The sequence below is a fragment of the Terrihabitans soli genome, from assembly GCF_014191545.1.
In the GTDB taxonomy this organism is placed as follows: Bacteria; Pseudomonadota; Alphaproteobacteria; order Rhizobiales; family Methylopilaceae; genus Flaviflagellibacter; species Flaviflagellibacter soli.
Window position 1 is genome coordinate 161,657 of record NZ_AP023361.1, and the last position, 24,653, is coordinate 186,309.

Genomic DNA, 24,653 nt, shown 5'->3' on the forward strand with positions numbered 1-24,653 from the left:
TTAGGGGTTCAGTTCGCGGCGGCGAGCTGGCCGGGCGGGAAGATGTTCTCGACCCCGAGCAAAGCGTTTGCGGTGTTGACCGTCTCCTGATCGAGCCGGCCCTGAACGACGCCCGAGAGCGCAACGGCCGCGGCCGTCGCATTTCCTTCCAGCACCGCGTGCTTGTAGGCGGCGAGCGCGTCGAGGCGTGAGGTGCGGGGCGCGGCTTCCACCGCGGCATGGGCGGCATGAATGCGCTCGCCGAGCGGCGAAGGGACCTTGTCGCTCTCACCCTTCTTCGCCGTATCGCCGGCCACCGCATCGGCGCGGTCGGCGCGCGCGATCTCGAGCAGGACTTCGGTATCCTGGGTGTCGACCGGCAGACCCAGAAGGTCGTTCACGACCGTCACCATGTCATGACGCGGCGTCTCGTTGGCGATGAGGCGGAGCAGCACGCCGGCGGTTTCGAGATCGCCCTCGCGGACCGTCTCCTTATAGGAAACGAGAAGCTCAAGCGTCGATTTCTTCTCGGCGCCGGTCAGGTGATCGGTCGCAAGCTGGCCGCGATCGATCCGCTCCATCGGCGAAAGTGCAGCGCGGCCGGCTTTCAGCTTCTGGCTCTTCAAGCTGGCGAGCTGCTTCTTCTTGCCCGGCGTCTTGGCGGCGGTCTTCTTCGGCTTAGCCTTAGCGGGTGCGCTGGCCTGCGCCGCGGGCTTTGCCGGCGCAGCCGCGGCTGCGGCCGCCGGCGCGGGATCGGTACGCACGCCGGGCGGCGGCGTTGCCGGGACCTTCTGCGGCGCGCCGCCCGTCGGCAGGCGATAGGTCGCTTGCGCCGGCACGGCTGCCGGTTTGGGGGAAGCTTTCGGCGCGGCGGTTTTAGCTGCCGGTTTCGGGGAAGCTTTGGCCCCCGCAACCTGCTTGGTCTGCTTCGCCGGTTTCGGCGGCACGGCTGCCAGCGCAGATTGGGTCAGAAGAAACGCGGCACAGAAAGTGAAAATGCCGGTGCGTAGGATCATGTCTTGAACCCGCGTCGGGACATTTGCGTCCCGAGAGATTGCCCAATGCGAGAACGCAGCGATCGGGCGATAAGTTGCGTGGTTCGGTCATGTCGCGCCAAAAGGGCGAAAAAGCGGCGCGCGGCTGCAGTCTTTAGACTGTTAACGGGTCTATACTTCCCGCTCCTGCATTAGCTTTTTGATTTCGACGATCGCCGCCGCCGGGTTCAGACCCTTCGGGCAAACATTGGCGCAGTTCATGATCGTATGGCAGCGGTACAGGCGGAAGGGATCTTCCAGAGTGTCCAGACGCTCGGCGAGACCCTCGTCGCGGCTGTCGATCATCCAGCGATAGGCCTGCAGCAGAGCGGCCGGGCCGAGATATTTCTCGCCGTTCCACCAATAGCTCGGGCACGAGGTCGAGCAGCAGGCGCACAGAATGCATTCGTAAAGACCGTCGAGCTTGTCGCGGTCTTCGGGGCTCTGCGCCCATTCCTTTTCCGGCGGCGCGGTCGAGGTCTTGAGGAAGGGCTCGATCAGATTGACCTGATTGTAGAAGGTCGACAGATCCGGAACGAGATCCTTGATCACCGGCATATGCGGCAGCGGGTAGATCTTGATGACGTTCTCGCCGACTTCGTCCATGCCCTTGGTGCAGGCGAGCGTATTGGCGCCGTTGATGTTCATCGAGCACGAACCGCAAATGCCCTCGCGGCAGGAGCGGCGGAAAGTCAGGCTCGAGTCGATCTCGTTCTTTATGTAAATCAGCCCGTCGAGGATCATCGGCCCGCAATGTTCGCGGTCGACCCAATAGGTGTCGATCTTCGGGTTCTCGCCGTCATCCGGGTTCCAGCGATAGATGCGGAACTCCGTCAGCGTTTTCGCACCCTCGGGCTTCGGCCAGGCCGTGCCTTCCTTGATGCGGGAATTTTTGGGGAGAGTGAACTCAGCCATGGTCGGATTTTCCTATAACGTCTTGGCAGGTCAAGAGGCTCAAGTGAGTTGCTTCACCGCGTGCTTGCACCGAACAAAATTTCAACTGATGAGTATGGCTACATGCCCACGCATCTCTAATAAGAAGCCAAGTGATCAAGGATCGACCCTCCCAGCTTTTGTCTAGCCCCGGCTACGACACGCTCCCAGCTCTACCTATCTCCTTGGACCTTTCCTCGGTTCCAAACTGGATCAAGCTATCGATGCTGCACCTTAGTGGCGTGCAGCCGCTCACATCAGAGATGGCCGAAGCCGCGGAATACATACTTGAGGACAGACCGTCTGATGGCGAACTCGCGTTGTATCGAGCCAAAGGAACGCAATTCCAAATCATTTCTGTCGTCACCAGTGTTGCGGCTTTCCGAACGATCGAGGGTGTCCCTTCCGGAGTGCCATACGCCATCTCTTTGATACCAGCGACGAAGCGCGATCGAGTGTCCCTGGTTAACGTCGACTATGTGGAGAACATCAGTCTCAACCACCATCTCCAAGAGGTTCAGCCTTGTTACTACAAATTCGATCCCTTCACGGGGGCTGGGGGATGTTCGGGCCCATCGCGCTTTTGGGTGAAAAGCAGAGGGAAGGTTTCGCAGACGAGATCGGCATAGTTACAGACATGTACTACATGCAGACAGAATTCGATCCTGACCAAGTTCTAACGGTGAACTTGGGAATGGAAGATGGCGCGCCTCTCCGCAAATACATCCGTCATCGTACTAGGTTGACCTGCACTCCCTTCAATAGGCTTGAGGCGCGCCGAATTTGGGGCGCTGGTTCACCAATTGAGCTGTTTCTGATGCAGGGCTTGCTGCAGCGCGGCCATTCTCCGACGCTTCAAATGCTCCTCTATGACGATGGGTCAACATATCCGTGCCTGTATCACCTTTGGGCTGAGAGCAACGCGAACACTCCAGGCTTTATCACCGAGTCGGACTTCTTCTTTCCCGAGCAAAGGGTCGCTGTATTCTGCGATTCAACCCGGCATCACCGCAGCAGAAAGGCTGCAAAGAAGGACTATGCAATCAATGATCGGCTTGCTGCAGCGGGCTTCACGCCGGTCCGAGTTCCTGGCTCCTTGATCGTGAGAGATATCGATTCCGCAGTGGCCATGGTGTGTGAGGCTCTAGAGTGAGCATTTGAGGCGCTAGAGGATTCAATACACCCGCTTTCTCGGCGCGATGTATTCGACTTCGTCGGTCAGCGTGTAGGAGTGCACCGGGCGGTAGTCGATCGTCACCTTGCGGGCGTTCGTGTCGGCCCAGGCGAGCGTGTGCTTCATCCAGTCGCCGTCATTGCGGTCCGGGAAGTCTTCGCGCGCATGGGCGCCGCGGCTTTCCTCGCGGTTCAGCGCGCTGTCGACCGTCACAACGGCCTGGGCGATCAGATTGTCGAATTCCAGCGTTTCGATGAGATCGGAATTCCAGACCAGCGAGCGGTCGGAGATTCTGACGTCCTCGGCCGAATCCCACACTTTGTGAATCAGCTCTTTGCCTTCCGCCAGAACTTCGCCGGTGCGGAACACCGCGCAATTCGACTGCATGACGCGCTGCATATCGAGGCGCAGCTTTGCCGTCGGCGTCTTGCCGTTGGAATTGCGGATGCGGTCGAGGCGGTCGAGCGCCTTGTCCGCTGAATCCTTCGGCAGCTCCGGCTGGGGCGAGGAGGGCTTGATGATCTCGGCGCAGCGCTGGCCGGCGGCGCGCCCGAAGACGATGAGGTCGGTCAGCGAGTTCGAGCCGAGACGGTTTGCGCCGTGCACCGACACGCAGGCGCCTTCGCCGAGTGCCATCATGCCGGGCACGACAAAATCCGGATCGCCGTTTTTCTTGGTCAGCACTTCGCCGTGATAATTCGTCGGGATGCCGCCCATATTGTAATGGACGGTCGGAATGACCGGGATCGGCTCACGCGTGATGTCGACGCCGGCAAAGATCTTGGCGCTTTCCGAGATGCCGGGCAGGCGCTCATGCAGCACCGCCGGGTCGATATGCTCGAGATGCAGCAGGATGTGATCCTTGTGGCGGCCGCAGCCGCGGCCTTCGCGGATCTCGATCGTCATGGCGCGCGAGACGACATCGCGCGAGGCGAGGTCTTTTGCGTGCGGCGCATAACGCTCCATGAAGCGTTCGTTCTCGGAATTCGTCAGATATCCGCCTTCGCCGCGCGCGCCTTCGGTGATGAGGCAGCCCGAGCCGTAAATGCCCGACGGATGGAACTGCACGAATTCCATATCCTGCAGCGGCAGGCCGGCGCGCAGCACCATGCCGCCGCCATCGCCGGTGCAGGTATGCGCCGAGGTCGCGGAGAAATAGGCGCGTCCGTAGCCGCCGGTCGCCAGCACCGTCATATGGGAGCGGAAGCGGTGGATCGTGCCGTCATCCATCTTCAGCGCGATGACGCCGCGGCAGCGGCCTTCCTCATCCATGATGAGATCGAGTGCAAAATACTCGATGAAGAATTCGGAGCTATGCTTCACGCACTGTCCATACAGGGTATGGAGGATGGCGTGGCCGGTGCGGTCGGCGGCGGCGCAGGTGCGCTGCGCGGCACCGCCCTGGCCGTATTCCGTCGTCATGCCGCCGAAGGGGCGCTGATAGATCTTGCCGTCTTCGGTGCGCGAGAAGGGCACGCCCCAGTGCTCGAGCTCATAGACGGCGGCCGGCGCATTGCGGCAGAGATATTCGATGGCGTCCTGATCGCCGAGCCAGTCCGATCCCTTGATGGTGTCGAACATGTGCCAGCGCCATTCGTCCGGCGACATATTGCCGAGCGCCGCCGACATGCCGCCTTGCGCTGCGACGGTGTGCGAACGCGTCGGAAAAACTTTTGTCAGGCAGGCGGTGCGAAGGCCGGCCGAAGACGAGCCGAGCACGGCACGCAGGCCGGCGCCGCCGGCGCCGACGACGACCACATCATAGGTGTGGTCCACGATCGGATAGGCGTCCGCCATCTCAGCCACCAAGTCCGATCTTGAGCAGGAAATAAAACGCCGCCGCAGCGCCGCCATAGGAGAAGAAGATGTTGGCGCCGACCATGAGCTTTTTCATCGTTTTGTCGTGCACGTAGTCGTCGATGACGTTCTGCATGCCAAGACGCATATGTTTCGCATTGGCGAGGATAAAGAAGAACAGCGGCACTGCGATGAAGGGCGAGGCGATGGCGTCCGTCACCTGCGCATGATCGGCATCCTTCATCGCGATCAGAAAGCCGATGAGGAAGACGGTCAGCGGCAAAAGCGCGACCGAGGTCAGCTTCAGGAGCCAGTATTCGCGCGTGCCGGTGCCTGATGCGCCGAGACCGCGGACGCGGGCAAAGGGTGTGCGGGCGACCATCAGAGCGCCCCCAGGAAAATGACGAGCCAGAGCAGAACCGTCAGCACGACGGAGCCGACAAGCGTGCCCTGCGCCCACAGGAACCGGCTGGCGCGGTCGAGGCCCGTGCCCGTATCCCAGACGATGTGGCGGATGCCGCCGATGGCGTGATGGATCAGCGACCAGGACAGGCCGACAAGAACCAGAATGCCGAGCCAGGAGCCGGCGCAGGCGGCGAGGAGATTATAGGCATCGCGGCCGGAAGCCACCGCGCCGAGATAAAGGACAAGTCCCGGGACCGCGAAATAGGCGATGCAGCCCGTCGCGCGATGCAGGATCGACATCACCATGGTCCAGGTGAAGCGATAAATCTGAAGGTGCGGCGACAACGGTCGCTCGGGCAGGCGTCCGGAGTGACGGGCTTCGGCCATTTGGGGCGATTTCCGATCGTTCTAAGTTTCGTAGCGCAGGGGATTCTCCGGCGCAACGCAACCCAGCTATGCGGAAATGGTTTTTCTGCTCGATTTATCCAATTAGCTGCGTGCGACGATCGTCTCGTGCAGTTTCAGCGTGCGCGTGGCGATCTTGGCGTGCAGCCGCTCGACCATGCGGCCCTGGATGGCAATAACGCCCTTTTGAGCGTTCTCGGGCTTGGCAAAAGCGGCGATGATCTCGCGCGCTTCATCGACCTCGGCTTTGCTCGGCGCATAGAGCCGGTTGGCGGCTTCGATCTGGCTTGGATGGATGATGGTCTTGCCGTCCATCCCGAGCGCACGTCCCTGTGCACATTCGGCCTCGAAGCCCTTCACATCGGCGAAGTCGTTGTAGACGCCGTCGAGAATGAACAGTTTTTCGGTGCGCGCGGCGAGGACCGCCATGGACAGCCAGGGCAGGACGGGCGTGCGATCGCCGCCGCCCTTCACCGCCGTCTCGCGGATGATGTCGTTGGTGCCGAGCAGAAGGCCCTTCAGCCGGTGCCCTTCGGGCGTGCGCACGGAAGCGGCGATTTCCGCAATGTCCTGAAGGCCGCGCGCGGTCTCGACCATGGCCCAGAGTGCGATGCCTTGAGTTTCGGGGCGGCCGCGCAGATGGCGTTCGGCGGCAAAAATCTCGGCCGTCGATTCGACCTTGGACAGCAGGACGGCATTGGGCTTGGCTTTGACGGCCGCCGTCATGTCGTCTTCGAAGAATTCGGTGCGGGCGGCGTTGACCCGCATGACGATTTCCCGATGGCCGTAGCCGCCGGCCCGGATGGTCTCGACCACCTGTTCGCGCGCTTTGGGTTTGACCTCGTCGAAGACCGAATCTTCGAGATCGAAGATGATGGTATCGACCGGCAGACCTTTGGCCTTTTCCTGGGCGCGGGTGTTGGAGCCGGGGATGTAGAGGGCGCTGCGGCGCGGACGGATATCTTCCATGGGAGGAGAGACCTAGCCTGTTCGCGCCGGGGCGGACAAGCTCGCATTTGGCACGGGGCTCGCAGGATATCCCCCGACGGGACGCAGGGTCTGGACCGGACCGCCCGGCTTGGCTACCAAGCCGGTCAGGAGTCTTTTGCATGTTCCCCAAAAATCTGGCCGACGGCTATCGCCTGTGGCGCGACGAAAAACTGCCTCAAGAAAAGGGCCGTTTGGCCCAGCTCGCCGCTCTCGGCCAGGCGCCGCAGGCGCTGATCATCGGCTGCTGCGACAGCCGCGTCTCGCCCGAGACGATCTTTTCGTCGGGCCCGGGTGAGCTGTTCGTCCTGCGCAACGTGGCCAACGTCGTTCCGCCCTTCAGGCCCGACGGCAAACATCACGGCACCTCGGCGGCCATCGAATTTGCCGTGGCAGGGTTGGCCGTACCGCATATCGTCGTGATGGGGCATTCGCAGTGCGGCGGCATCCGCGCCCATCTCAACGCCAATACCGACACCGCCGGCGATTTCATCGGCCCGTGGATGAGCCTCATCAGCGGCGCCAAGGAAGATGCGCTGGCGCGCAATCCCAATCTGAAGGGCAAGGCGCTGGAGACCGCGGTCGAAGAGGCGGCGATCCGTCTGTCGATCAAGAATCTGCGCACCTTCCCGGAAATTGAGAGCCGCGAGAAAGACGGCATTCTCACGATCTCCGGCGCTCATCTGAACATTTCGAACGGCGATCTGCGCGTCCTCGACGATGCGACCGGCGAGTTCGTCTCTCCGGCGGCGGCGTAACAAAAGAAAACGGGCGCTCATCGCGCCCGTTTTTCGGAGTACGTGTCCCGGACAAGCGACGCGCAGCGGAGCGCCGATCCGGGACCCAGGATTAGAGCGCGAAGCGCATAGTGAGCGGCTTTGCCGCTCTTATGTCTGGACCCCGGACCTCGCGACCGGGCTTTGCCCGGCGCGGTCCGGGGAACGTAATTACGCCGCCTTCTTTTTCAGATAGCCGCGATTGATCAGGCTCTCGGCGATCTGAACGGCGTTCAGCGCCGCACCCTTGCGCAGATTGTCGGAGACGATCCACATCGACAGGCCGTTCTCGACCGTGAAGTCTTCGCGGATGCGCGAGATGAAGGTCGCATCATCGCCCGTCGCTTCATAGGGCGTAATGTAGCCGCCCGGCTCGCGCTTATCGATGACAAGGCAGCCCGGCGCTTCGCGCAGGATATCGCGCGCCTCGTCCGCGGAGATCGGCTTCTCGAACTCGATGTTCACCGCTTCCGAATGGCTGACGAAGACCGGCACGCGCACGGCGGTGCAGGTGAGCTTGATCTTCGGATCGAGGATCTTCTTGGTCTCGACCATCACCTTCCATTCTTCCTTGGTGTAGCCGTCGTCCATGAAGACGTCGATGTGCGGAATGACGTTGAAGGCGATGCGCTTGGCGAACTTTTTGGGTTCCGGCTCATCGTTGACGAAAATGCCCTTCGTCTGGTTCCACAATTCGTCCATCGCGTCCTTACCGGCGCCCGAGACGGACTGATAGGTCGCAACGACGACGCGCTTGATGGTCGCCGCGTCATGCAGCGGCTTCAGCGCGACGACGAGCTGCGCCGTCGAGCAGTTCGGATTGGCGATGATGCCCTTTTTCGTGTAGCCGGAAATCGCGTCGGCATTCACTTCCGGAACGATCAGCGGAACGTCCGCGTCATAGCGCCAGGCCGAGGAGTTATCGATGACGATCGCGCCCTGGGCGGCGATCTTCGGCGACCATTCCTTGGAGATCTCGCCGCCGGCCGACATCAGGCAGATATCGGTGTTGGAGAAATCGAAGCTGTCGAGCGTTTTGCATTTGAGCGTTTTGTCGCCGAACGACACTTCCGTGCCCTGCGACCGGCGCGAGGCGAGGGGGACCAGCTCGTCGACCGGGAATTCCCGTTCGGCGAGGATGTTCAGCATTTCGCGGCCCACATTGCCCGTGGCGCCGACGACGGCGATCCGATAGCCCATAATCTGCTCCAAAATGCCTGGTTCGGCTGAAGGACCCGGCCTTAAGGGGCTCGGGTCTCATTTGGCGGCCGGCTCACTATCTGGGAGCCCTGCCGCGGCCTTCCAATACGACAAATTCCTGAAAACGCAATTCACGAACCCTGTTGCCGATTTGAGCTTGGGGAACCTTGCCGCCCGGGGTACATTGATGGGTAAGAGATTCTCCATCTGGAGTGTGCACATGCGCGTTCTGTCTGCTGCCGTTCTGACGGCCCTCGCACTGGCTACGGCCCTCCCGGCCGCCGCCCAGGAAGATCCGAATCTTCCGGGGGTGCGCGTCACCATCCAGCCGCGCTCCTATCTGGATCCGGGCACCAAGGTCCGCCCCCATACGGCGCGCGACTATGCCAAGTCCAACCTGACCGGAAACACGTTCCAGTCGTCGAATTATAGCGGCGTCATCGGCTTCGAGCGCTTTCCGCTCCACGACACGCTGGACCTGCCCTATAGCAGCGCCCGCTATGTGCTGCGCGCGCCGGATCGGGAATGATCAGCTAAGAGCCTGAATTCAAAAATAAAAACCCGCCGGAAGGCGGGTTTTTTGTTGGCTTTTAGGGTACAGCGCGGCGTCAGCCCATTTCCTTCTGCAGAGCGGCCAGCACGGCATTGCCCATTTCCGAGGTGCCGATGGTCTTCTCGCCCAAGGCCGCGATATCGCGGGTGCGCAGGCCCTGATCCAGCACGCGGGAGATGGCGCGGTCGACGGCGTCGGCGATATCGCCGAGGCCCAGCGAATAGCGCAGCGCCATGCCGAAGCTGGCGATTTCGGCGATCGGATTGGCGAGGCCCTTGCCGGCAATGTCCGGGGCCGAGCCATGGACCGGCTCATACATGGCGGCGCGCTTGCCGTTCTTCTCGGCGCCCAGCGAGGCCGAGGGCAGCATGCCGAGCGAGCCGGTCAGCATGGAGGCGGCGTCCGACAGGATGTCGCCGAAGAGATTGTCCGTCACCAGCACGTCGAACTGTTTGGGGTTCCGGACGAGCTGCATGGCGCAGTTGTCGGCGAGGATGTGCTCGAGGCCGACATCCGAATATTCCTCGGCATGAACCTTGGTCACGACCTGCTTCCAGAGCACGCCCGACTTCATGACGTTATTCTTCTCGGCCGAGTGGACGATGTTCTTGCGCAGGCGCGCGAGTTCGAAAGCGACACGGGCGATGCGGGCGATCTCGTTGGTCGTATAGACCTGGGTGTCGATGGCGCGCTGCTGGCCGTCCGGCAGCTCCTCGATGATCTTCGGCTCGCCGAAATAGACGCCGCCCGTCAGCTCGCGGACGATCAGGATGTCGAGGCCCTCGACGATCTCGCGCTTCAGCGACGAGCTGTCCGCCAGCGCCGGATAGCACAACGCCGGGCGGAGATTGGCGAACAGATCCAGATCCTTGCGCAGGCGCAGGAGGCCCGCTTCCGGACGCTTGTCATAAGGAACCTTGTCCCATTTCGGGCCGCCGACGGCGCCGAACATGATGGCGTCGGCCTGATGGGCCTTCTTCATGGCGCCTTCGGAGATGCTTTCGCCGTGATCGTCGAAAGCCGCGCCGCCGACGAGGTCCTCTTCAATGGCGAAGCTGGCGACGCCCTTGGATTCGAGCCAGGCGATGATCTTTTTGACTTCTTCCATCACTTCGACGCCGATGCCGTCGCCGGGCAGAAGAAGCAGCTTATGAGTAGCCATGGGCTCGTTTCCTAGGGGAATTCAAAGAGAAGGGAAAAGCGCCATCCCCGTAGAACACGGGGGAGGGCATTTCAAGCCGATGAGGTTGCGGCGATTTAGGCCTGCTTCTTGGCCGTGAGTTCGATCTCGACCTTCATTTCGGCCCGGTAGAGGCCCGAAACGATATAGATGCCCGCGGCCGGTCGGATATCGCCGAGGAACTCGCCGCAGACGCCGAACACGGCTTCCGCATCCTCGCGGCTCGTCACGAAATACTGGACGCGGACGGCGTCCTTCAGGCTCGATCCGGCTTCGCCCAGCGCCTTGTTGATCGTCGCAAAGCAATTGCGGGTCTGGTCGATGACGTTGTCCGGCATCTGCTTGGTTACCGGGTCATAGCCCGTCGTGCCCGCCACGAAGACCCAGTCGCCCTGAACGACGGCGCGGGAATAGCCCGCAATCTTTTCAAAATCCGAACCGGAAGAGATAAGGCGGCGGGTCATGAGGTGCTCGCAACAGATGGTGGGGCGGCGAGTGTTCGCGCCAAACCGGGCAGTGTGCAAGCCCTGTTCGCGGCGCATGCTCTTTGCTAGTCCGGAGAGATGTCCGGCCTTCCCCCCTCCATAACCCTCACCGGTATGATCGTCCGGCTCGAGCCGCTGACGGCGGCGCATGAGAGCGAGATTGCGGAAGCGGCAAAGGACCCGGCGATCTGGAAGCACACGGCGTTCGCCAGAACCGCGCATGATTATGTGGCCTCGGCGTTGAAAGCTCAGGCCGAAGGCGAGCAGGTGCCCTTTGTCGTGCGGCGTCTATCGGACGGCAAGGTCTGCGGCATGTCGCGCCTGTTCGAAATCGATGCGCACCACAGGCGGTGTGAGATCGGCTACACCTGGTACATACCGGAAGAATGGGGAACCAAGGTCAATCCGGAAGCGAAGCTTCTTCTGATGACGCATTGCTTCGAGGTCTGGGGCGCGCGCCGCGTTCAGTTCAAGACCGATCATGAAAATCTCAGAAGCCAGGCTGCCATCGCCAAACTCGGCGCGGTGAAGGAAGGGGTGCTGCGCGCCCACATGATCCGCCCCGACGGCACGCAGCGCCATTCGGTGATTTACTCGGTGACAAACGAGGAATGGCCGAAGGTGAAGGCGGGGCTAGAGGCGCGGCTCGACTGATCTACTCCATCCCGGACCGAAGGAGGCTCGAATTGAACTGGAACTATCAGATCCGCCAGATTCACCGCTGGATTTCGATCATCTTCACGCTCGGTGTCATCGCCAATATCGCCGTCATGACGATGATGCAGGAGCCGCCCTTGTGGGTCGGGCTGCTCGCGCTCATTCCCCTGATCGCTCTTTTGATCACCGGGCTTTATCTCTTCGCGCTGCCTTATGTCAGGCGCCGCAGCTAGAGACCGCTGCCATCTTATCGTGAGCCGATGAAAGCGCGCTTCATACTGAGGCCTTTTGAAGCGCAAGCTTTCCGCCTTCGTCGGTCACGGAGCGTAGCGACCGGTAATCGTCGGCGACGGCATGTGCGGTCTTCATCGCATGCGGATGCGTTGCGGTTATAACCAGAACTTCTGCGCCCGCGCGCTCGGCTGCAAGAATGCCGGCTTCCGCATCCTCAAAAACGAGACAGTCTTTCGCCGGACATCCCAGCCGTTCCGCTGCGAGGAGATATCCGTCCGGGTGCGGCTTGCCGCGCGCAACGTCCTCCGCCGTGATCAGAACATCCGCCAAAGGCAGGCCGGCCGCGGCAAGGCGCCGTTCCGCAAGCGCAATGGGCGCGGACGTCACGATGGCCCAGCGGGTGTGCGGCAGCGAGGATAAAAACTCCGCCGCGCCCGCGATCGGCACAACGCCGTCAATATCGGCGATCTCGCCGCGCGTAATGTCTGCGGCCTCCGCCACGGCATCGAGATCGGGCCGCACGGCGCGCACCGTGTCTTCGGCGCGGCGCCCGTGAATGGTTTTGAGAAAGGGCTCGACCTCGATTCCATGACGGACGGCCCATGCGGTCCACACGCGCTCGGACGCTGCGATCGACGTCAGAAGCGTGCCGTCGATGTCGAAGATAAAGGCGGCGAACGCGCGCCCGCCGAACAGGTTTTGCATCAGGCCTTATATCAAAGCCCGCTGAACCAGTTATAGCCCTGGTTTTCCCAATAGCCGCCCTGGAAGCGGTCGGTCACTTCGATGGCCGTGATGTGCTTGGGATTCTTGAAGCCAAGCTTGGTCGGCATGCGCAGCTTCATCGGGAAGCCGTAAATGCGCGGCAAAATCTCATTGTCGAAGGCAAAAGAGAGTTGCGTCTGCGGATGCAGGGCGGTCGGCATGTCGATCGAGGTGAAATAGCCGTCGGCGCAGCGCAGCGTCACATAGGGCGCTTTGAGATCGGCGCCGATACGCTGCAGGAAATCGGAGAAGCGTGCGCCGGTCCATGAGCCGATGGCGCTCCAGCCTTCGACGCAGATATGGCGCGTGATCTGCGTTGTCTGCGGCAGCGCATAAAGCTGCTCGAGCGTCCACGGCCGCGTGTCCGCGATCTTGCCGGCAAGTTCGAGTTTATACGTCGCGGGATCGACCTCGGGCGCCTGATCCGCCGAATAGAATCCGTTGAACGGGAAGGGGCGCATCACCCAGGACGACGGATATTCCGGCGCGAGCTTGTGCGGATTGAAAAGAGCGGCCTGAACGCGGTCGTTGAAGCGCGACATAGTTTCGAGCGCGCTTTCCGCCGATGAGCTGTCGACGACATCGCAGCCGGTGAGGAAGGTCAACGTGCCAAGACCCGCGGCATGCTTCAGGAAGGCGCGGCGCGTCGTCAGATCCATCGGCTTTGCCGCGTCGCGGATTACATCGCGCGCATCGACGAGAGGGCGGCGGGGACGGCGCATCAGCGGCCTCTGACCATGGCAAGAAGCGATTTCGGAACGAGCAGCGCCATGACGACATGCACGGCAACGAAGCCGACGACGGTCGCCATCGCAAAGAAGTGCACGCGACGCGCGCCCTCATAGCCGCCCATCAGGCTTGCGATCTCCTGCATCTGCACCGGCTTCCAGATGGCGATGCCGGACGCGATGAGAACGATCATCGCAAGGATCGCCACAATGTAGAAAATCTTCTGCACGGCATTGTACATGCTGAGATCGGCATGGCCGAGCTTGCCGCGGAAGAACGCGCCGATATCGGTGAGGATGGCGCGCGGCGTCACCGGAAAGAGCTTCATCCGGAAGCGGCCGGAGAAAATGCCGAAAGCGAGATAGATCAGAAGATTTCCGGCAAAGAGCCACATGGCGGCGAAGTGCCATTGCAGCGCGCCTGCAAGCCAGCCGCCGAGGGTGATCTCCGGGGGAAAGCGGAAGGGAAAAAACGGCGCGGCGTTATAGATGCGCCAGCCGCTCATCACCATCAGGAGGATGGCGAACGCGTTGATCCAGTGCGTCACGCGCACGATCAGGGGGTGGATGAGGGGCGTCTTGCCAGCCATGCGCCGAAGATACGCCAGATCGGGAGCGGCGGATGCCGCTCCCCCAACACATTTTCGGGAGGCGATTTAGGCCCAGGGACGCGAGGAGGCGGTCTTGGCCTCGTAGTCCGTGATCTTCGGCGCCTTTTCCATGGTGAGGCCGATGGCGTCGAGCCCGTTCAGGAGGCAATGGCGGCGATAGGGGTCGAGGTCGAATTTGATGACGCCGCCGTCCGGGCCGCGGATTTCCATCGCTTCGAGATCGATGGTCAGCGTCGCATTGGCGCCGCGCTCGGCATCGTCCATCAGCTTTTCGAGCTCTTCCGGCGAAACCCTGATCGGCAAAATGCCGTTCTGGAAGCAGTTATTGTAAAAAATGTCGGCAAAGCTCGTGGAGATCACGCAGCGGATGCCAAAATCGAGCAGCGCCCAAGGGGCATGTTCGCGCGAGGAGCCGCAGCCGAAATTCTCGCCGGTGACGAGGATTTCCGCCTTGCGATAGGCCGGCTTGTTCAGAACGAAATCCGGGTTTTCCTTGCCGTCTTCGCCGAAGCGCATTTCGGCGAACAGGCCCGAGCCGAGGCCGGTGCGCTTGATCGTCTTCAGATACTGCTTCGGTATGATCATATCGGTGTCGATATTGACCAGCGGCAGCGGCGCCGCGACGCCCGTCAGTTTCGTAAAAGGCTGCATTTCTTCATCTCCGCGGGCCTTATCGGCCCTTCACTCAAACATTTGCTTCGATCGCTTCCATGTCCTCGTCGGACAGGCCGAAATGGTGGCCGATTTCGTGGATCAGAACATGAGCCACGATATGGCCGAGCGTTTCCTCGTTCTCCGCCCAATAATCCAGGATGGGCCGTCGGTACAGGGTCACCATATTGGGCATCCTTCCCGTGTGCGGGACGGCGTCGCCCTGGGCGAGGCCGACGCCCTGAAACAGGCCCAGAATGTCGAACTCGCTTTCGAGGTCCATCTCCTGCATCACGTCCGGATCGGGAAAATCCTCGACCCGGATGAGAATGCCTTTGGTCATGGCCCGGAACTTTTCGGGCAGACCCTTGTAGGCGGCTTCGCACATCGTCTCGAATTCACCGAGCGAGGGCGCTTCAAGCACCGACCAGTCAATACCTCGGTTCATTCAGTTTCTCCGCGGCGAAAAGCCGAAAGGTTCCGGATGCGCGAGCGAAAAATTTCGCGCTGTCCGTGCAACCGCGCGGCTCCTCCGCCGTTGTCTGCCTGAACCAACATGAGTGAGGGACCCATGAACAAATATCTCGTTTCCGCGGCTGCTGCCGCCATCGTTTCCATCGCGGCTTTCGCCGCGCCGGCTTCGGCCCAGGGCGTCAGCATCGGCATCAATGCCGGTCATGACCGTCCGTACTACGGCCAGGGCCACGGCTATCGTCACTACGGCTACGGCGCTCCCGGCGTTCGCGTCTATTCCGGCCGCAGCTCCTATCGTGGCGACTGCTACACCAAGCAGACCGTAAAGTGGCGCAATGGCAAGAAGATCATCACGGAACGTCGTATCTGCGATTGATCCGAAGCTGTTGAGCTGAAACAGCGGCCGTCCCCGCCGGGACGGCCGCTTCTTTGCGTCAGTGCCCAAAAGAGCGGATGTCGACGAAGCGCCCGGCGATCGCCGCCGCCGCCGCCATTTGCGGCGAGACGAGATGCGTGCGGCCCTTGAAGCCTTGGCGGCCCTCGAAATTTCGGTTCGAGGTCGACGCGCAGCGCTCTTCCGGACGCAGCTTGTCGGGGTTCATCGCAAGGCACATCGAGCAGCCAGGCTCGCGCCAGTCGAAACCGGCCGCCCTGAAGATCTTGTCGAGACCTTCCATCTCGGCCTGCGCTTTGACGAGGCCGGAACCCGGCACGATCATCGCCGCGACATCGGCGTGCACCTTCTGGCCTTCGACGACTTTGGCGACGGCGCGCAGATCTTCGATGCGGCCATTGGTGCAGGAGCCGATGAAGATGCGGTCGAGCTTGATGTCGGTGATCTTGGTTCCCGGCTGCAGACCCATATACTGAAGGGCGCGCCATTTGGCGGCGCGGACATTCTCGTCCTCGATCTCATCCGGATTCGGCACGGTGCCCTGTACGGACGCCACGTCTTCGGGGCTCGTGCCCCAGGTGACGATCGGCGGCAGTTTGGCGGCGTCGAGCTTCACTTCGCGGTCGAAATGGGCGCCCTCTTCGGAAACGAGCGTCTCCCAATAACGGCGCGCAGCATCCCACTCCGCGCCTTTCGGCGCGCGCGGGCGATCCTTCATATAGGCGTAGGTGTTCTCGTCCGGCGCAATCAGGCCGGCGCGGGCGCCGCCTTCGATCGACATGTTGCAGATCGTCATGCGGCCTTCCATCGAAAGCGCGCGCACCGCCTCGCCGGCATATTCGAGCACAGAGCCCGTGCCGCCGGCTGTGCCGATCTCGCCGATGATCGCGAGGATGATGTCTTTCGCCGTCACATGCTCGGGCAGTTTGCCGTCGACCGTGACGCGCATGTTCTTGGCTTTTTTCTGGATCAGCGTCTGCGTCGCCAGAACATGCTCGACTTCGGATGTGCCGATGCCGTGCGCCAGCGCGCCGAACGCGCCATGCGTGGACGTATGCGAGTCACCGCACACGATCGTTGTGCCCGGCAGCGTGAAGCCCTGTTCGGGGCCGACGATGTGGACGATGCCCTGCTTCTTGTCGAACTCGTCGTAATACTCGATGCCGAATTCGCGCGTGTTCTCGGCGAGCGCCGCGATCTGCGCGGCGCTTTCCGGATCGGGATTGGGCAGCGTGCGGTCCGAAGTCGGGACGTTGTGGTCGACGACGGCGAGCGTTTTCTGCGGCGCGCGCACTTTGCGGCCCGACGTGCGCAGGCCCTCAAAGGCCTGCGGGCTCGTCACCTCATGCACGAGGTGGCGGTCGATATAGAGGAGGCAGGTGCCGTCCTCCTGACGATCGACGACATGGTCGTCGAAGATCTTGTCGTAGAGGGTTTTCGGCGGTGCGTTACGGGCGTTCATGATGATCTCGGGTGTTCATTCGCTGAATGGGAGTCCGCGCCGGGCGCGGATCGAGCAGAGGCCCTGAGGCCTGAAATCAGAGCGAACGAAGGCCCGCCGCGACAGACGCGGTGAAGCGGCCGAAAAAGCGGGCCGGCAGCCGCACATGATCGGTCAGTGCGGCGAAGGAAAGGGTCGAACGGGCCATTACCATGGGCACAATATAGCAATTCCAGACTGCGACGACAAATGGCCGCGGAAGTCCATTTTGCAAACAAAAAAGGCGCGGGGTTAGCCGCGCCTTTCGAAAATCCGGATAACCGGCGATTAGCTTGCTGCGGCTTCTTCGTTGTTCGAGGCATCGCCCGTGGTCTTTTCGACGATACGGGCCTTCTTGCCGCGAAGTTCGCGCAGGTAATAAAGCTTGGCGCGGCGGACCTTGCCGCGGCGCAGAACCTTCACCGAGTCAATGATCGGCGAGTAGAGCGGGAATACGCGCTCGACGCCTTCGCCGTAGGAGATTTTGCGGACCGTGAAGTTCTCGTTCACGCCGCCGCCGGCGCGGGCGATGCAGACGCCTTCATAGGCCTGGACGCGGGTGCGCTCGCCTTCGGTCACCTTGACGTTGACCTGCAGCGTGTCGCCCGGGGCAAAGTCCGGGACTTTGCGCTTGGCGGTGACGACCGCCATCTGCTCGCGGTCGAGCTGTTCGATGATGTTGATGGCCATGATACTTCTCCGGGGGCGCCGCGCCCGACCCGTGCCGGGGGCGCTGAAAACGTCTAAATCGCGATTGAGGGGCGGCTATTACTCGGTTTTGGGCGGCTTGTCGACGCCTGCTGTCAGCGACGCGACATATTTCGCAAAAAGGTCGGGTCGGCGGGCCCGGGTGGCCTGAAGGGCCTTCAGGCGCCGCCAGGCGGCAATGGCCTTGTGATCGCCCGACAGCAGCACCTCCGGAACGGCCTCTCCCTGCCAGTCCTGGGGCTTGGTAAACTGCGGATATTCAAGAAGATTTTGTTCAAAACTCTCGTCCGAGCCGGAAGCCTCATGGCCCATGGTCCCGGGCAGAAGCCGGATACAGGCATCGAGGATCAGAAGGGCCGCCGGCTCCCCGCCGGACAGCACCACATCGCCCACCGAGACCTCTTCCAGGCCCGCTGAGGCGATCACCCGCTCATCGACCCCCTCAAAGCGGCCGCAGACGAGGATGGCGCCCGGACCGGCGGCCAGCGCCCGGACCCGGTCCTGGGAGATCGGGGCGCCCCGGGGGGTCATCAGGAGCTTTGGGCGGCCGTCATCGACGGATGCGATGGCCAGTGAGAGGATATCGGGCCGCAGCACCATGCCCGGCCCGCCGCCAAAGGGCGTGTCGTCGACGCTGCGGTGCTTGTCTTTGGCAAAGCCGCGGGGGTCCACGGCCTCAAGCGTGAAGGCCCCGGCCTCTTTGGCGCGTCCGGCCAGCGAGACGCCGAGCGGGCCCGGAAACATCTCCGGAAAGAGAGTGAGGACGGTGGCGCGCCAGCTCATGCCGGGTCCTCGTCGAGCTTTTCCGCCGCGTCGAACAGATTGCCCGGCGCAATGACGAGTTTGCCGCCCGCGATATCGACACTCGGCACGAATTCGTCCGTGAACGGCACATGCGCCGTGTCGCCGCCTTCGCGGGCGATCTCCAAAAGATCGCCCGCGCCGAAATTCTCGACCCCGCGCACCGTGCCGATCAGCGCGCCGGCTTCGTCTTCGGCGCGGAGGCCGATCAGGTCGGAATAGTAGAATTCGCCGTCTTTCGGCGCAGGCAGGCGCTCGCGCGGCACGTAAAGACGAAGATTGGTGAGAGAGGCCGCCTGATCGCGGTCGGTCACGCCGTCGACTTTCGCGACGATCATGTCGCCCTGCATGCGGGCGGCGGTGACGGTGAATGTCTTGCGCCCGTCTTCGCTTTCGAGCGGGCCGTACTTTTTCAGCGCGAGGGGCTCTTCGGTGAAGGGCTTGATGCGCATCTCTCCCCGCACGCCATGCGGCGCGCCAATCACGCCGACAAGGATGCGGGGAGAAGACATATGCGGTTCTATTACGCCTGCGCTTCTTCAGCCGGCGTCACGACCTCGTCGGCCGCCGGTTCGACAGCCGCCGGAGCGCCGTCTTCCGCCGTCGCGAGATTATCGCCGGTGACCGGAGCCGCTGCTGCGGCGGCCTTCTCTTCATCGGCGGCCTTGGCGGCGTCGAGACGCTCCTGCGCCTTCTTCTTCGGCGCGGCCTTTTCCGGGTTGCTGCGGGCCTTGCGCTTCAGGAGTCCGCGCTCGTCAAGGAAGCGGGCAACGCGGTCAGACGGCGTCGCGCCCTTGGCCAGCCATTCCTTGGTCTTCTCGATGTCGAGAACGACGCGGTCGGCACCCTTCGGCAGAAGCGGGTTGTAGGTACCGATCTTCTCGATGAAGCGGCCATCGCGCGGATAGCGGCTGTCGGCGATGACGATACGGTAGAACGGACGCTTCTTGGCGCCGCCGCGGGACATACGGATCTTCAGGGACATTACTTTTCTCCAGTCTCAATCATGTGGTTCGAAGATTCTTGGCCGAAGCCGGGGTTACTTTTTCTTGTCAAAAGGATTGGGGCCGAGAAGGCCGCCGGGAATGTTTGGCGGCAATCCGCCGGCACCGCCGGGAAAACCGCCGGGCGGAAGCTGCGGCATGCCGCCCTTCGCCAATTGTTTGAGCGCATTCGGGTCCATGCCCGGCGCGCCCATTCCGGGCATGCCCATGCCGAGCTTTCCTGCCAAACCTGCAAGGCCGCCGCGGCCGCCTTTGCCCATCATCTTCATCATGTCGGCCATCTGCCGGTGCATTTTCAGCAGCCGGTTGACGTCCTCGACACGCGTGCCGGAACCGGCCGCAACGCGCTTCTTGCGCGAGGCTTTCAGCACGTCCGGGTTCTTGCGCTCGGCCTTCGTCATCGAGTCGATGATCGCGGCCTGACGCTTCAGAACCTTCTCGTCGATATTCGCGGCATCGAGCTGCTTCTTGATCTGGCCCATGCCGGGCAGAAGGCCCATCACGCCCGCCATGCCGCCCATTTTCTGCATCTGCTGCAGCTGGCTCTTCAGATCGTTGAGATCGAACTGGCCCTTGCGCATGCGCTCGGCGGCGCGCGCGGCCTGTTCCTGATCGATCTGTTCGCGCGCGCGTTCGACGAGGGCAACGATGTCGCCCATGCCCAAAATACGCCCCGCAATGCGCTGCGGATCGAAATCCTCAAGCGCGTCCATTTTTTCGCCGACGCCGATCAGCTTGATCGGCTTGCCGGTGACGGCGCGCATCGACAGCGCGGCGCCGCCGCGTCCGTCGCCGTCGACGCGGGTGAGAGCAAGACCGGTAATGCCGAGCGCCTTGTCGAAGGCGCGCGCCGTCGTGACGGCGTCCTGACCGGTCAGCGCGTCGGCAACGAGCAGAACTTCGTGCGGATTGGAGACTTTCTTGACCTCGACGGCTTCTGCCATCAACTCGTCGTCGACCGTGGTGCGGCCGGCGGTGTCGAGCATCACGACGTCATAACCGCCGAGCTTTGCGGCCTGCAGCGCCCGCTGGGCAATCTGCACGGCCGACTGGCCGGTGACGATCGGCAGGGTCTGCACGCCGACCTGCGTGCCGAGGACGGCCAGCTGCTCCATCGCGGCCGGGCGGCGCGTGTCGAGCGAGGCCATCAGGACCTTCTTCTTTTCGCGGTCCTGCAGGCGTTTTGCGAGTTTGGCGGTCGTCGTCGTTTTGCCCGAGCCCTGAAGGCCGACCATCAGGATCGGCACGGGCGCCGCGGCCGCCAATGAGACCGGCTGATTGTCGGCGCCGAGCGTATTGACAAGCTCGTCATGGACGATCTTGACGACCATCTGGCCGGGCGTCACCGATTTGACGACGGTCGCGCCGACGGCCTGTTCGGAGACCCTTGCGATGAAATCGCGCACGACATCGAGCGCGACGTCCGCTTCGAGCAGGGCCCGGCGCACTTCGCGCATGGCTTCGCTGACATCGGCCTCGGAGAGAGAGCCGCGTCCGCGGAGCTTATCGAGTACGCCGGAAAGGCGTTCCTGCAGGGTCTCGAACACTAAACGTTATGCCTTCTTACCGTTCAGCGCGGCCTCGAAATGCGAGACCGCTTTTTCAAATTTGTCGCGGCATCCTGGATTACAAAATCCGACGACATCGCCTTTGTAGAGCGTCAGTGAATCTTCCGAGATCGGCTTACCGGACCATGGGCAGGTCTCGTTCACCGCGTCCTCGATTTTCAATCCCTGAGCGTTGCTCATCTGGTGCTCCTTAAGTGCCAACGCAAAGCGCGCCCGAGGGCGCATCGCGCTGTCGGGCGTTGACCTCCGGCCTCTCGGGCCGGGCGGTTGCTCAGGCGTCAGGTCGCTTGAGAACGGGGAGGGAAGTACGCGCCATGCGCGCGGGAGTCAACCGAAAATCCGCCCATCAAAATATTTCAGTAGTAATATCAGTATGTTATGTAAATATGAGGAATCCTCAGTTTGCATAATCGTGAAGCGGTCCTCACTTCTGACGCTCGATCTTCGGGGACGATATGAACCGCCGTACCTTTTTGCGCATGCTGGTCGCGCCCATTGTGCTCGCGGCCGGAGCCCTCGGCTGGGGCCGCTGGAACGCGTCCCGCAACTCCTATTATGACGGTCCGCTCTCCGATCATTTCGACGGCGTGCGCTTCTTCAATCCGGGCTACGACACCGACAAAAGTAGAGCCGATCTGCTGCGCTTTCTCGCGGTCGAAAAGCGCGCGGAATGGCCGGAGAGCTGGCCGTCGCCGTTTCAGGATAAACCGCCCGCAAAATCGGATGCGCTGCGCGTCACCCTGATCGGCCATGCGAGCTACCTCATCCAGGTCGCGGGTCTCAATGTACTTACAGACCCGGTCTACTCCGAACGCGCCTCGCCCTTCACCTTCGCCGGGCCAAAACGCGTCAACGCGCCGGGGATTGCGTTCGAGGACCTGCCCAAGATCGATATCGTCCTCGTCACCCACAATCACTACGACCATCTGGACCTGAAAACCCTTGCCCGGCTTGCGGCGCGCGATAATCCGCGGGTGGTCACCCCGCTCGGCAATGACGCGATCATGAAGGTGCACGATCCTTCCATCCGCACCGAGACCTATGATTGGGGCGAGCGGGCCGATCTGGGCTCGGGCATCTTTGCGGTCCCGGTGCCCACAGCCCATTGGTCGGCGCGCGGGTTGTCCGACAGGCGAAAGGCCCTCTGGGCGAGCTTCGTCATCGAAACCCCCGCCGGCCGCCTCTACCATGTCGGCGACTCGGCCTATGCCGAGGGCCGCAATTTCAAGGCCCATCGTGAGGCCTATGGGCCGTTCCGCCTCGCCCTTCTGCCCATCGGCGCCTATGAGCCGCGCTGGTTCATGCAAACGAACCACATGAACCCGCAGGAAGCTGTGTGGGCCATGAAGGATCTCGGCGTGCCGCAGGCCCTCGGCCATCACTGGGGCACGTTCCAATTGACGGCGGAGCCGATCGAGGAGCCGGCTCAGGGCCTTGGCATCGCCTTGGCTGGAGCGGGGATTGCGCCGGGCGCCTTTCTGGCGCTGCGGCCGGGTCAGGTTTTTGAGGCCTGACCGGAGCCTAGCTTCCCTTAAGGCATTCGCCATATAAGCGCGGGTATGAGCGCCCTCGCCAACCATGCATTCGTGAAGATGAACGGGCTCGGCAACGAGATCCTGGTCGTCGACCTGCGCGACGGCGCGCCCGCGCCGACCGGCCCGGAAGCCAAGGCGATCCATGACTCGGGTCTGACCTTCGATCAGCTGATGACGATCGAGCCCGCGCGCGACGCCGATATCGCAACCCGCATCTTCAACAATGATGGCTCGGAAGTGTCCGCCTGCGGCAACGGCACGCGCTGCATTGCCTGGCTGGTGATGCAGGAGACCGGCACGTCGAAGATGACCATCCGGACGCGCGCCGGCATTCTGACGGCGGCGGCGGGCTCTGCGCCCAAGACCATCACCGTCGATATGGGCGCGCCGAAGTTCGGCTGGCAGGACATTCCGCTCGCCGAAGAATTTCGCGATACGCGCGCCATCGAATTGCAGATCGGGCCGATCGATGCGCCGGTCCTGCATTCGCCGTCCGCCGTCAATGTCGGCAATCCGCATGCGATCTTCTGGGTCGATGACGTCAACGCGCATGATCTCGGGCGCTTCGGGCCGCTGCTCGAAAATCATCCGATCTTTCCCGAACGCGCCAATATTTCGCTGGCGCAGGTCACGGCCCCGGATGCGATCACGCTGAAGGTGTGGGAGCGGGGCGCAGGCCTGACGCTTGCCTGCGGCACCGCCGCGTGCGCCGCAGCCGTTGCCGCTGCGCGCACCAAGCGCACGGGGCGCTCGGTCAATGTCACGCTGCCCGGCGGACCGCTGCACATTCATTGGCGCGAAAGCGACGATCACATCCTGATGACCGGCCCGGTCGAGACCGAGTTCGAAGGCACGTTCGATCCCGCTGTGTTTTCCGGGAGCGCTGCGTGAGCGTCGAGGTCGTCACCTTCGGCTGCCGGCTCAACGCGAACGAGTCCGAGGCGATCCGCAAGGCCGCCGTCGAGGCCGGGCGCGAGAACCTCATCATTGTCAATACATGCGCCGTGACGGCCGAAGCGACCGCCCAGGCGCGCCAGACAATCCGCAAGCTGCGGCGTCTCAATCCCGCGAGCGATATTGTCGTCACCGGCTGCGCCGCGCAGGTCGAGCCGCAGATGTTTGCCGCGCTGCCCGAAGTCACGCAGGTGCTCGGCAATGCCGAGAAGATGAAGGCCGAGAGTTGGGCCGCGCCTTTCGGTCTCGACACGGATGAGCGCGTCAAGGTCGACGACATCATGTCGGTGCGCGAGACGGCACTGCATCTGATCGACGGCATGCAGGGCATGGCCCGCGCATTCGTCCAGGTACAGAACGGCTGCGATCACCGCTGCACCTTCTGCATCATTCCTTTCGGTCGCGGGCCGTCACGCTCCGTCGGCTTGGGCGCGGTGGTCGATCAGGTGCGCCGTCTCGTCGACAATGGCTGCCGCGAAATCGTTCTGACCGGCGTCGATCTGACGAGTTACGGTTCCGATCTCCCCGGACAGCCGCCGCTCGGCAAACTCGTTCTTACGATCCTCAAACTCGTCCCGAACCTGCCGCGCCTGCGCATCTCGTCCATCGATGCGGTGGAAGCGGACGCCGATCTCATCCGCGCCATTGCCGAAGAAGAGCGGCTGATGCCGCATCTGCACATCTCGCTGCAGGCGGGCGATGATCTCATTCTCAAGCGCATGAAGCGCCGCCACACGCGCGATCAGGCCATCGAGTTCTGCGTCAATCTCAGGCGGCTGCGTTCCGACATCGTCTTCGGCGCCGATTTCATCACCGGCTTTCCGACCGAAACGGAAAGCCAGTTCCGCGCGACGCTCGATCTCGTCTCCGAATGCGGGTTGACGCATCTGCATGTCTTTCCGTTCTCGCCGCGTCCGGGCACGCCGGCCGCGCGCATGCCGCAGGTTTCGCGCCAGATCGCCAAGGAACGCGCACAGCGCCTGCGCGAAAAGGGCGACGACATGCTGCTGCGTCATCTGTCCGGCGAGATCGGCCGTCAGCGCATGACGCTTGCCGAAAATCCAAATACCGGCCGCACCGAAGGCTTTGCGCTGGTGAAGTTCGCACGCCCGGCCGAAACCGGCTCCATCGTTCCCGTCACCATCGCCGGCCATGACGGCGCAAAGCTGCTGGCGGCCTGA

At 62.6% G+C, this 24,653-nt stretch carries 30 protein-coding genes; 9 read left to right on the plus strand and 21 right to left on the minus strand.

Features of this window, described 5'->3' with window-relative positions; translation table 11 throughout:
• Positions 1–8 precede the first annotated feature (8 nt).
• On the minus strand, positions 9–995 hold the full coding sequence (locus tag IZ6_RS00895) for a hypothetical protein (protein ID WP_222876153.1): 987 nt from the start codon (positions 993–995) through the stop codon (positions 9–11).
• Positions 996–1,145: 150 nt separating this feature from the next.
• On the minus strand, positions 1,146–1,928 hold the full coding sequence (locus tag IZ6_RS00900) for a succinate dehydrogenase iron-sulfur subunit (RefSeq protein WP_222876154.1): 783 nt from the start codon (positions 1,926–1,928) through the stop codon (positions 1,146–1,148).
• 580 nt (positions 1,929–2,508) lie between these two features.
• Here IZ6_RS00900 and IZ6_RS00905 point away from each other — a divergent pair.
• Positions 2,509–3,099, plus strand: a complete 591-nt coding sequence (locus tag IZ6_RS00905) for a PDDEXK family nuclease (protein ID WP_222876155.1) — start codon at positions 2,509–2,511, stop codon at positions 3,097–3,099.
• 21 nt (positions 3,100–3,120) lie between these two features.
• Here IZ6_RS00905 and sdhA read toward each other — a convergent pair whose 3' ends face one another.
• The 4 genes from sdhA to IZ6_RS00925 form a co-directional block, all read right to left on the minus strand.
• A complete protein-coding gene (sdhA, locus tag IZ6_RS00910) occupies positions 3,121–4,917 on the minus strand; it encodes a succinate dehydrogenase flavoprotein subunit (protein ID WP_222876156.1) in 1,797 nt (598 codons plus the stop codon).
• 1 nt (position 4,918) lies between these two features.
• Positions 4,919–5,299 carry a succinate dehydrogenase, hydrophobic membrane anchor protein gene (gene sdhD / locus IZ6_RS00915; RefSeq protein WP_222876157.1) on the minus strand — a complete coding sequence of 127 codons (381 nt, stop codon included), beginning with the start codon at positions 5,297–5,299 and terminating at the stop codon, positions 4,919–4,921.
• Positions 5,299–5,709 (minus strand): succinate dehydrogenase, cytochrome b556 subunit, encoded by a 411-nt coding sequence (gene sdhC / locus IZ6_RS00920; protein WP_222876158.1) that lies wholly within the window; start codon positions 5,707–5,709, stop codon positions 5,299–5,301. Before sdhC ends, sdhD begins: the two co-directional genes overlap by 1 nt.
• Before the next feature lie 102 nt (positions 5,710–5,811).
• Positions 5,812–6,696, minus strand: coding sequence for an HpcH/HpaI aldolase/citrate lyase family protein (locus IZ6_RS00925; RefSeq protein ID WP_222876159.1), 885 nt, complete (start codon positions 6,694–6,696; stop codon positions 5,812–5,814).
• A 140-nt stretch (positions 6,697–6,836) separates the two neighbouring features.
• Here IZ6_RS00925 and IZ6_RS00930 point away from each other — a divergent pair, with 140 nt between their 5' ends.
• Positions 6,837–7,472, plus strand: a complete 636-nt coding sequence (locus IZ6_RS00930) for a carbonic anhydrase (RefSeq protein ID WP_222876160.1) — start codon at positions 6,837–6,839, stop codon at positions 7,470–7,472.
• A 189-nt stretch (positions 7,473–7,661) separates the two neighbouring features.
• On the opposite strand, the gene IZ6_RS00935 is transcribed toward IZ6_RS00930, so the two are convergent.
• Positions 7,662–8,690 carry an aspartate-semialdehyde dehydrogenase gene (locus tag IZ6_RS00935; RefSeq protein ID WP_222876161.1) on the minus strand — a complete coding sequence of 343 codons (1,029 nt, stop codon included), beginning with the start codon at positions 8,688–8,690 and terminating at the stop codon, positions 7,662–7,664.
• Between the two features lie 220 nt (positions 8,691–8,910).
• On the opposite strand from IZ6_RS00935, the gene IZ6_RS00940 reads away from it, so the two are divergent.
• The gene (locus IZ6_RS00940; RefSeq protein ID WP_222876162.1) at positions 8,911–9,219 is read left to right on the plus strand and encodes a hypothetical protein; all 309 of its coding nucleotides are present in this window, start codon (positions 8,911–8,913) and stop codon (positions 9,217–9,219) included.
• Positions 9,220–9,298: 79 nt separating this feature from the next.
• Here IZ6_RS00940 and leuB read toward each other — a convergent pair whose 3' ends face one another.
• A complete protein-coding gene (gene leuB, locus IZ6_RS00945) occupies positions 9,299–10,405 on the minus strand; it encodes a 3-isopropylmalate dehydrogenase (RefSeq protein WP_222876163.1) in 1,107 nt (368 codons plus the stop codon).
• A 95-nt stretch (positions 10,406–10,500) separates the two neighbouring features.
• Entirely contained in the window at positions 10,501–10,887 is a 387-nt protein-coding gene (locus IZ6_RS00950; RefSeq protein ID WP_222876164.1) for a RidA family protein, read from the minus strand.
• A gap of 99 nt (positions 10,888–10,986) precedes the next feature.
• Here IZ6_RS00950 and IZ6_RS00955 point away from each other — a divergent pair, with 99 nt between their 5' ends.
• Positions 10,987–11,562, plus strand: a complete 576-nt coding sequence (locus IZ6_RS00955) for a GNAT family N-acetyltransferase (RefSeq protein WP_222876165.1) — start codon at positions 10,987–10,989, stop codon at positions 11,560–11,562.
• A 32-nt stretch (positions 11,563–11,594) separates the two neighbouring features.
• On the plus strand, positions 11,595–11,798 hold the full coding sequence (locus IZ6_RS00960; protein WP_222876166.1) for a hypothetical protein: 204 nt from the start codon (positions 11,595–11,597) through the stop codon (positions 11,796–11,798).
• Positions 11,799–11,838: 40 nt separating this feature from the next.
• On the opposite strand, the gene IZ6_RS00965 is transcribed toward IZ6_RS00960, so the two are convergent.
• The 5 genes from IZ6_RS00965 to IZ6_RS00985 all read right to left on the minus strand — a co-directional run bounded on the left by IZ6_RS00965 (position 11,839) and on the right by IZ6_RS00985 (position 15,002).
• Positions 11,839–12,504, minus strand: a complete 666-nt coding sequence (locus IZ6_RS00965; RefSeq protein WP_222876167.1) for an HAD-IA family hydrolase — start codon at positions 12,502–12,504, stop codon at positions 11,839–11,841.
• Positions 12,505–12,515: 11 nt separating this feature from the next.
• Positions 12,516–13,286: a molybdopterin-dependent oxidoreductase gene (locus IZ6_RS00970; RefSeq protein WP_222876168.1), complete on the minus strand. Its 771-nt coding sequence runs from the start codon at positions 13,284–13,286 to the stop codon at positions 12,516–12,518.
• Positions 13,286–13,882, minus strand: coding sequence for a cytochrome b/b6 domain-containing protein (locus IZ6_RS00975; protein WP_222876169.1), 597 nt, complete (start codon positions 13,880–13,882; stop codon positions 13,286–13,288). Before IZ6_RS00975 ends, IZ6_RS00970 begins: the two co-directional genes overlap by 1 nt.
• Before the next feature lie 66 nt (positions 13,883–13,948).
• Positions 13,949–14,554 carry a 3-isopropylmalate dehydratase small subunit gene (leuD, locus tag IZ6_RS00980; RefSeq protein WP_222876170.1) on the minus strand — a complete coding sequence of 202 codons (606 nt, stop codon included), beginning with the start codon at positions 14,552–14,554 and terminating at the stop codon, positions 13,949–13,951.
• 34 nt (positions 14,555–14,588) lie between these two features.
• On the minus strand, positions 14,589–15,002 hold the full coding sequence (locus tag IZ6_RS00985; protein WP_222876171.1) for a metallopeptidase family protein: 414 nt from the start codon (positions 15,000–15,002) through the stop codon (positions 14,589–14,591).
• A gap of 123 nt (positions 15,003–15,125) precedes the next feature.
• Between IZ6_RS00985 and IZ6_RS00990 the strand changes: the two genes are divergently transcribed.
• On the plus strand, positions 15,126–15,404 hold the full coding sequence (locus IZ6_RS00990) for a hypothetical protein (RefSeq protein WP_222876172.1): 279 nt from the start codon (positions 15,126–15,128) through the stop codon (positions 15,402–15,404).
• A gap of 58 nt (positions 15,405–15,462) precedes the next feature.
• Here the strand turns inward: IZ6_RS00990 and leuC are convergent, their stop codons facing one another.
• From leuC to IZ6_RS01025, 7 genes are all read right to left on the minus strand, one after another.
• Positions 15,463–16,884 (minus strand): 3-isopropylmalate dehydratase large subunit, encoded by a 1,422-nt coding sequence (gene leuC / locus IZ6_RS00995; RefSeq protein ID WP_222876173.1) that lies wholly within the window; start codon positions 16,882–16,884, stop codon positions 15,463–15,465.
• Positions 16,885–17,190: 306 nt separating this feature from the next.
• On the minus strand, positions 17,191–17,592 hold the full coding sequence (gene rplS, locus IZ6_RS01000) for a 50S ribosomal protein L19 (RefSeq protein WP_222876174.1): 402 nt from the start codon (positions 17,590–17,592) through the stop codon (positions 17,191–17,193).
• A gap of 78 nt (positions 17,593–17,670) precedes the next feature.
• The gene (gene trmD, locus IZ6_RS01005; protein ID WP_222876175.1) at positions 17,671–18,393 is read right to left on the minus strand and encodes a tRNA (guanosine(37)-N1)-methyltransferase TrmD; all 723 of its coding nucleotides are present in this window, start codon (positions 18,391–18,393) and stop codon (positions 17,671–17,673) included.
• Entirely contained in the window at positions 18,390–18,923 is a 534-nt protein-coding gene (rimM, locus tag IZ6_RS01010) for a ribosome maturation factor RimM (RefSeq protein WP_222876176.1), read from the minus strand. The genes trmD and rimM overlap by 4 nt, the downstream gene beginning before the upstream one ends.
• 11 nt (positions 18,924–18,934) lie before the next feature.
• Complete coding sequence (gene rpsP / locus IZ6_RS01015; protein WP_222876177.1) at positions 18,935–19,396, minus strand: 30S ribosomal protein S16; 462 nt, start codon at positions 19,394–19,396, stop codon at positions 18,935–18,937.
• 54 nt (positions 19,397–19,450) lie between these two features.
• The gene (gene ffh, locus IZ6_RS01020) at positions 19,451–20,962 is read right to left on the minus strand and encodes a signal recognition particle protein (protein ID WP_222876178.1); all 1,512 of its coding nucleotides are present in this window, start codon (positions 20,960–20,962) and stop codon (positions 19,451–19,453) included.
• Positions 20,963–20,968: 6 nt separating this feature from the next.
• Positions 20,969–21,163 (minus strand): eL24 family ribosomal protein, encoded by a 195-nt coding sequence (locus IZ6_RS01025; protein WP_222876179.1) that lies wholly within the window; start codon positions 21,161–21,163, stop codon positions 20,969–20,971.
• 275 nt (positions 21,164–21,438) lie between these two features.
• On the opposite strand from IZ6_RS01025, the gene IZ6_RS01030 reads away from it, so the two are divergent.
• The 3 genes from IZ6_RS01030 to mtaB are packed head-to-tail and all read left to right on the plus strand — an operon-like array spanning position 21,439 to position 24,653.
• Positions 21,439–22,497, plus strand: coding sequence for an MBL fold metallo-hydrolase (locus IZ6_RS01030; RefSeq protein WP_222876180.1), 1,059 nt, complete (start codon positions 21,439–21,441; stop codon positions 22,495–22,497).
• Between the two features lie 45 nt (positions 22,498–22,542).
• Entirely contained in the window at positions 22,543–23,409 is an 867-nt protein-coding gene (gene dapF / locus IZ6_RS01035; protein ID WP_222876181.1) for a diaminopimelate epimerase, read from the plus strand.
• Entirely contained in the window at positions 23,406–24,653 is a 1,248-nt protein-coding gene (gene mtaB, locus IZ6_RS01040; protein ID WP_222876182.1) for a tRNA (N(6)-L-threonylcarbamoyladenosine(37)-C(2))-methylthiotransferase MtaB, read from the plus strand. The genes dapF and mtaB overlap by 4 nt, the downstream gene beginning before the upstream one ends.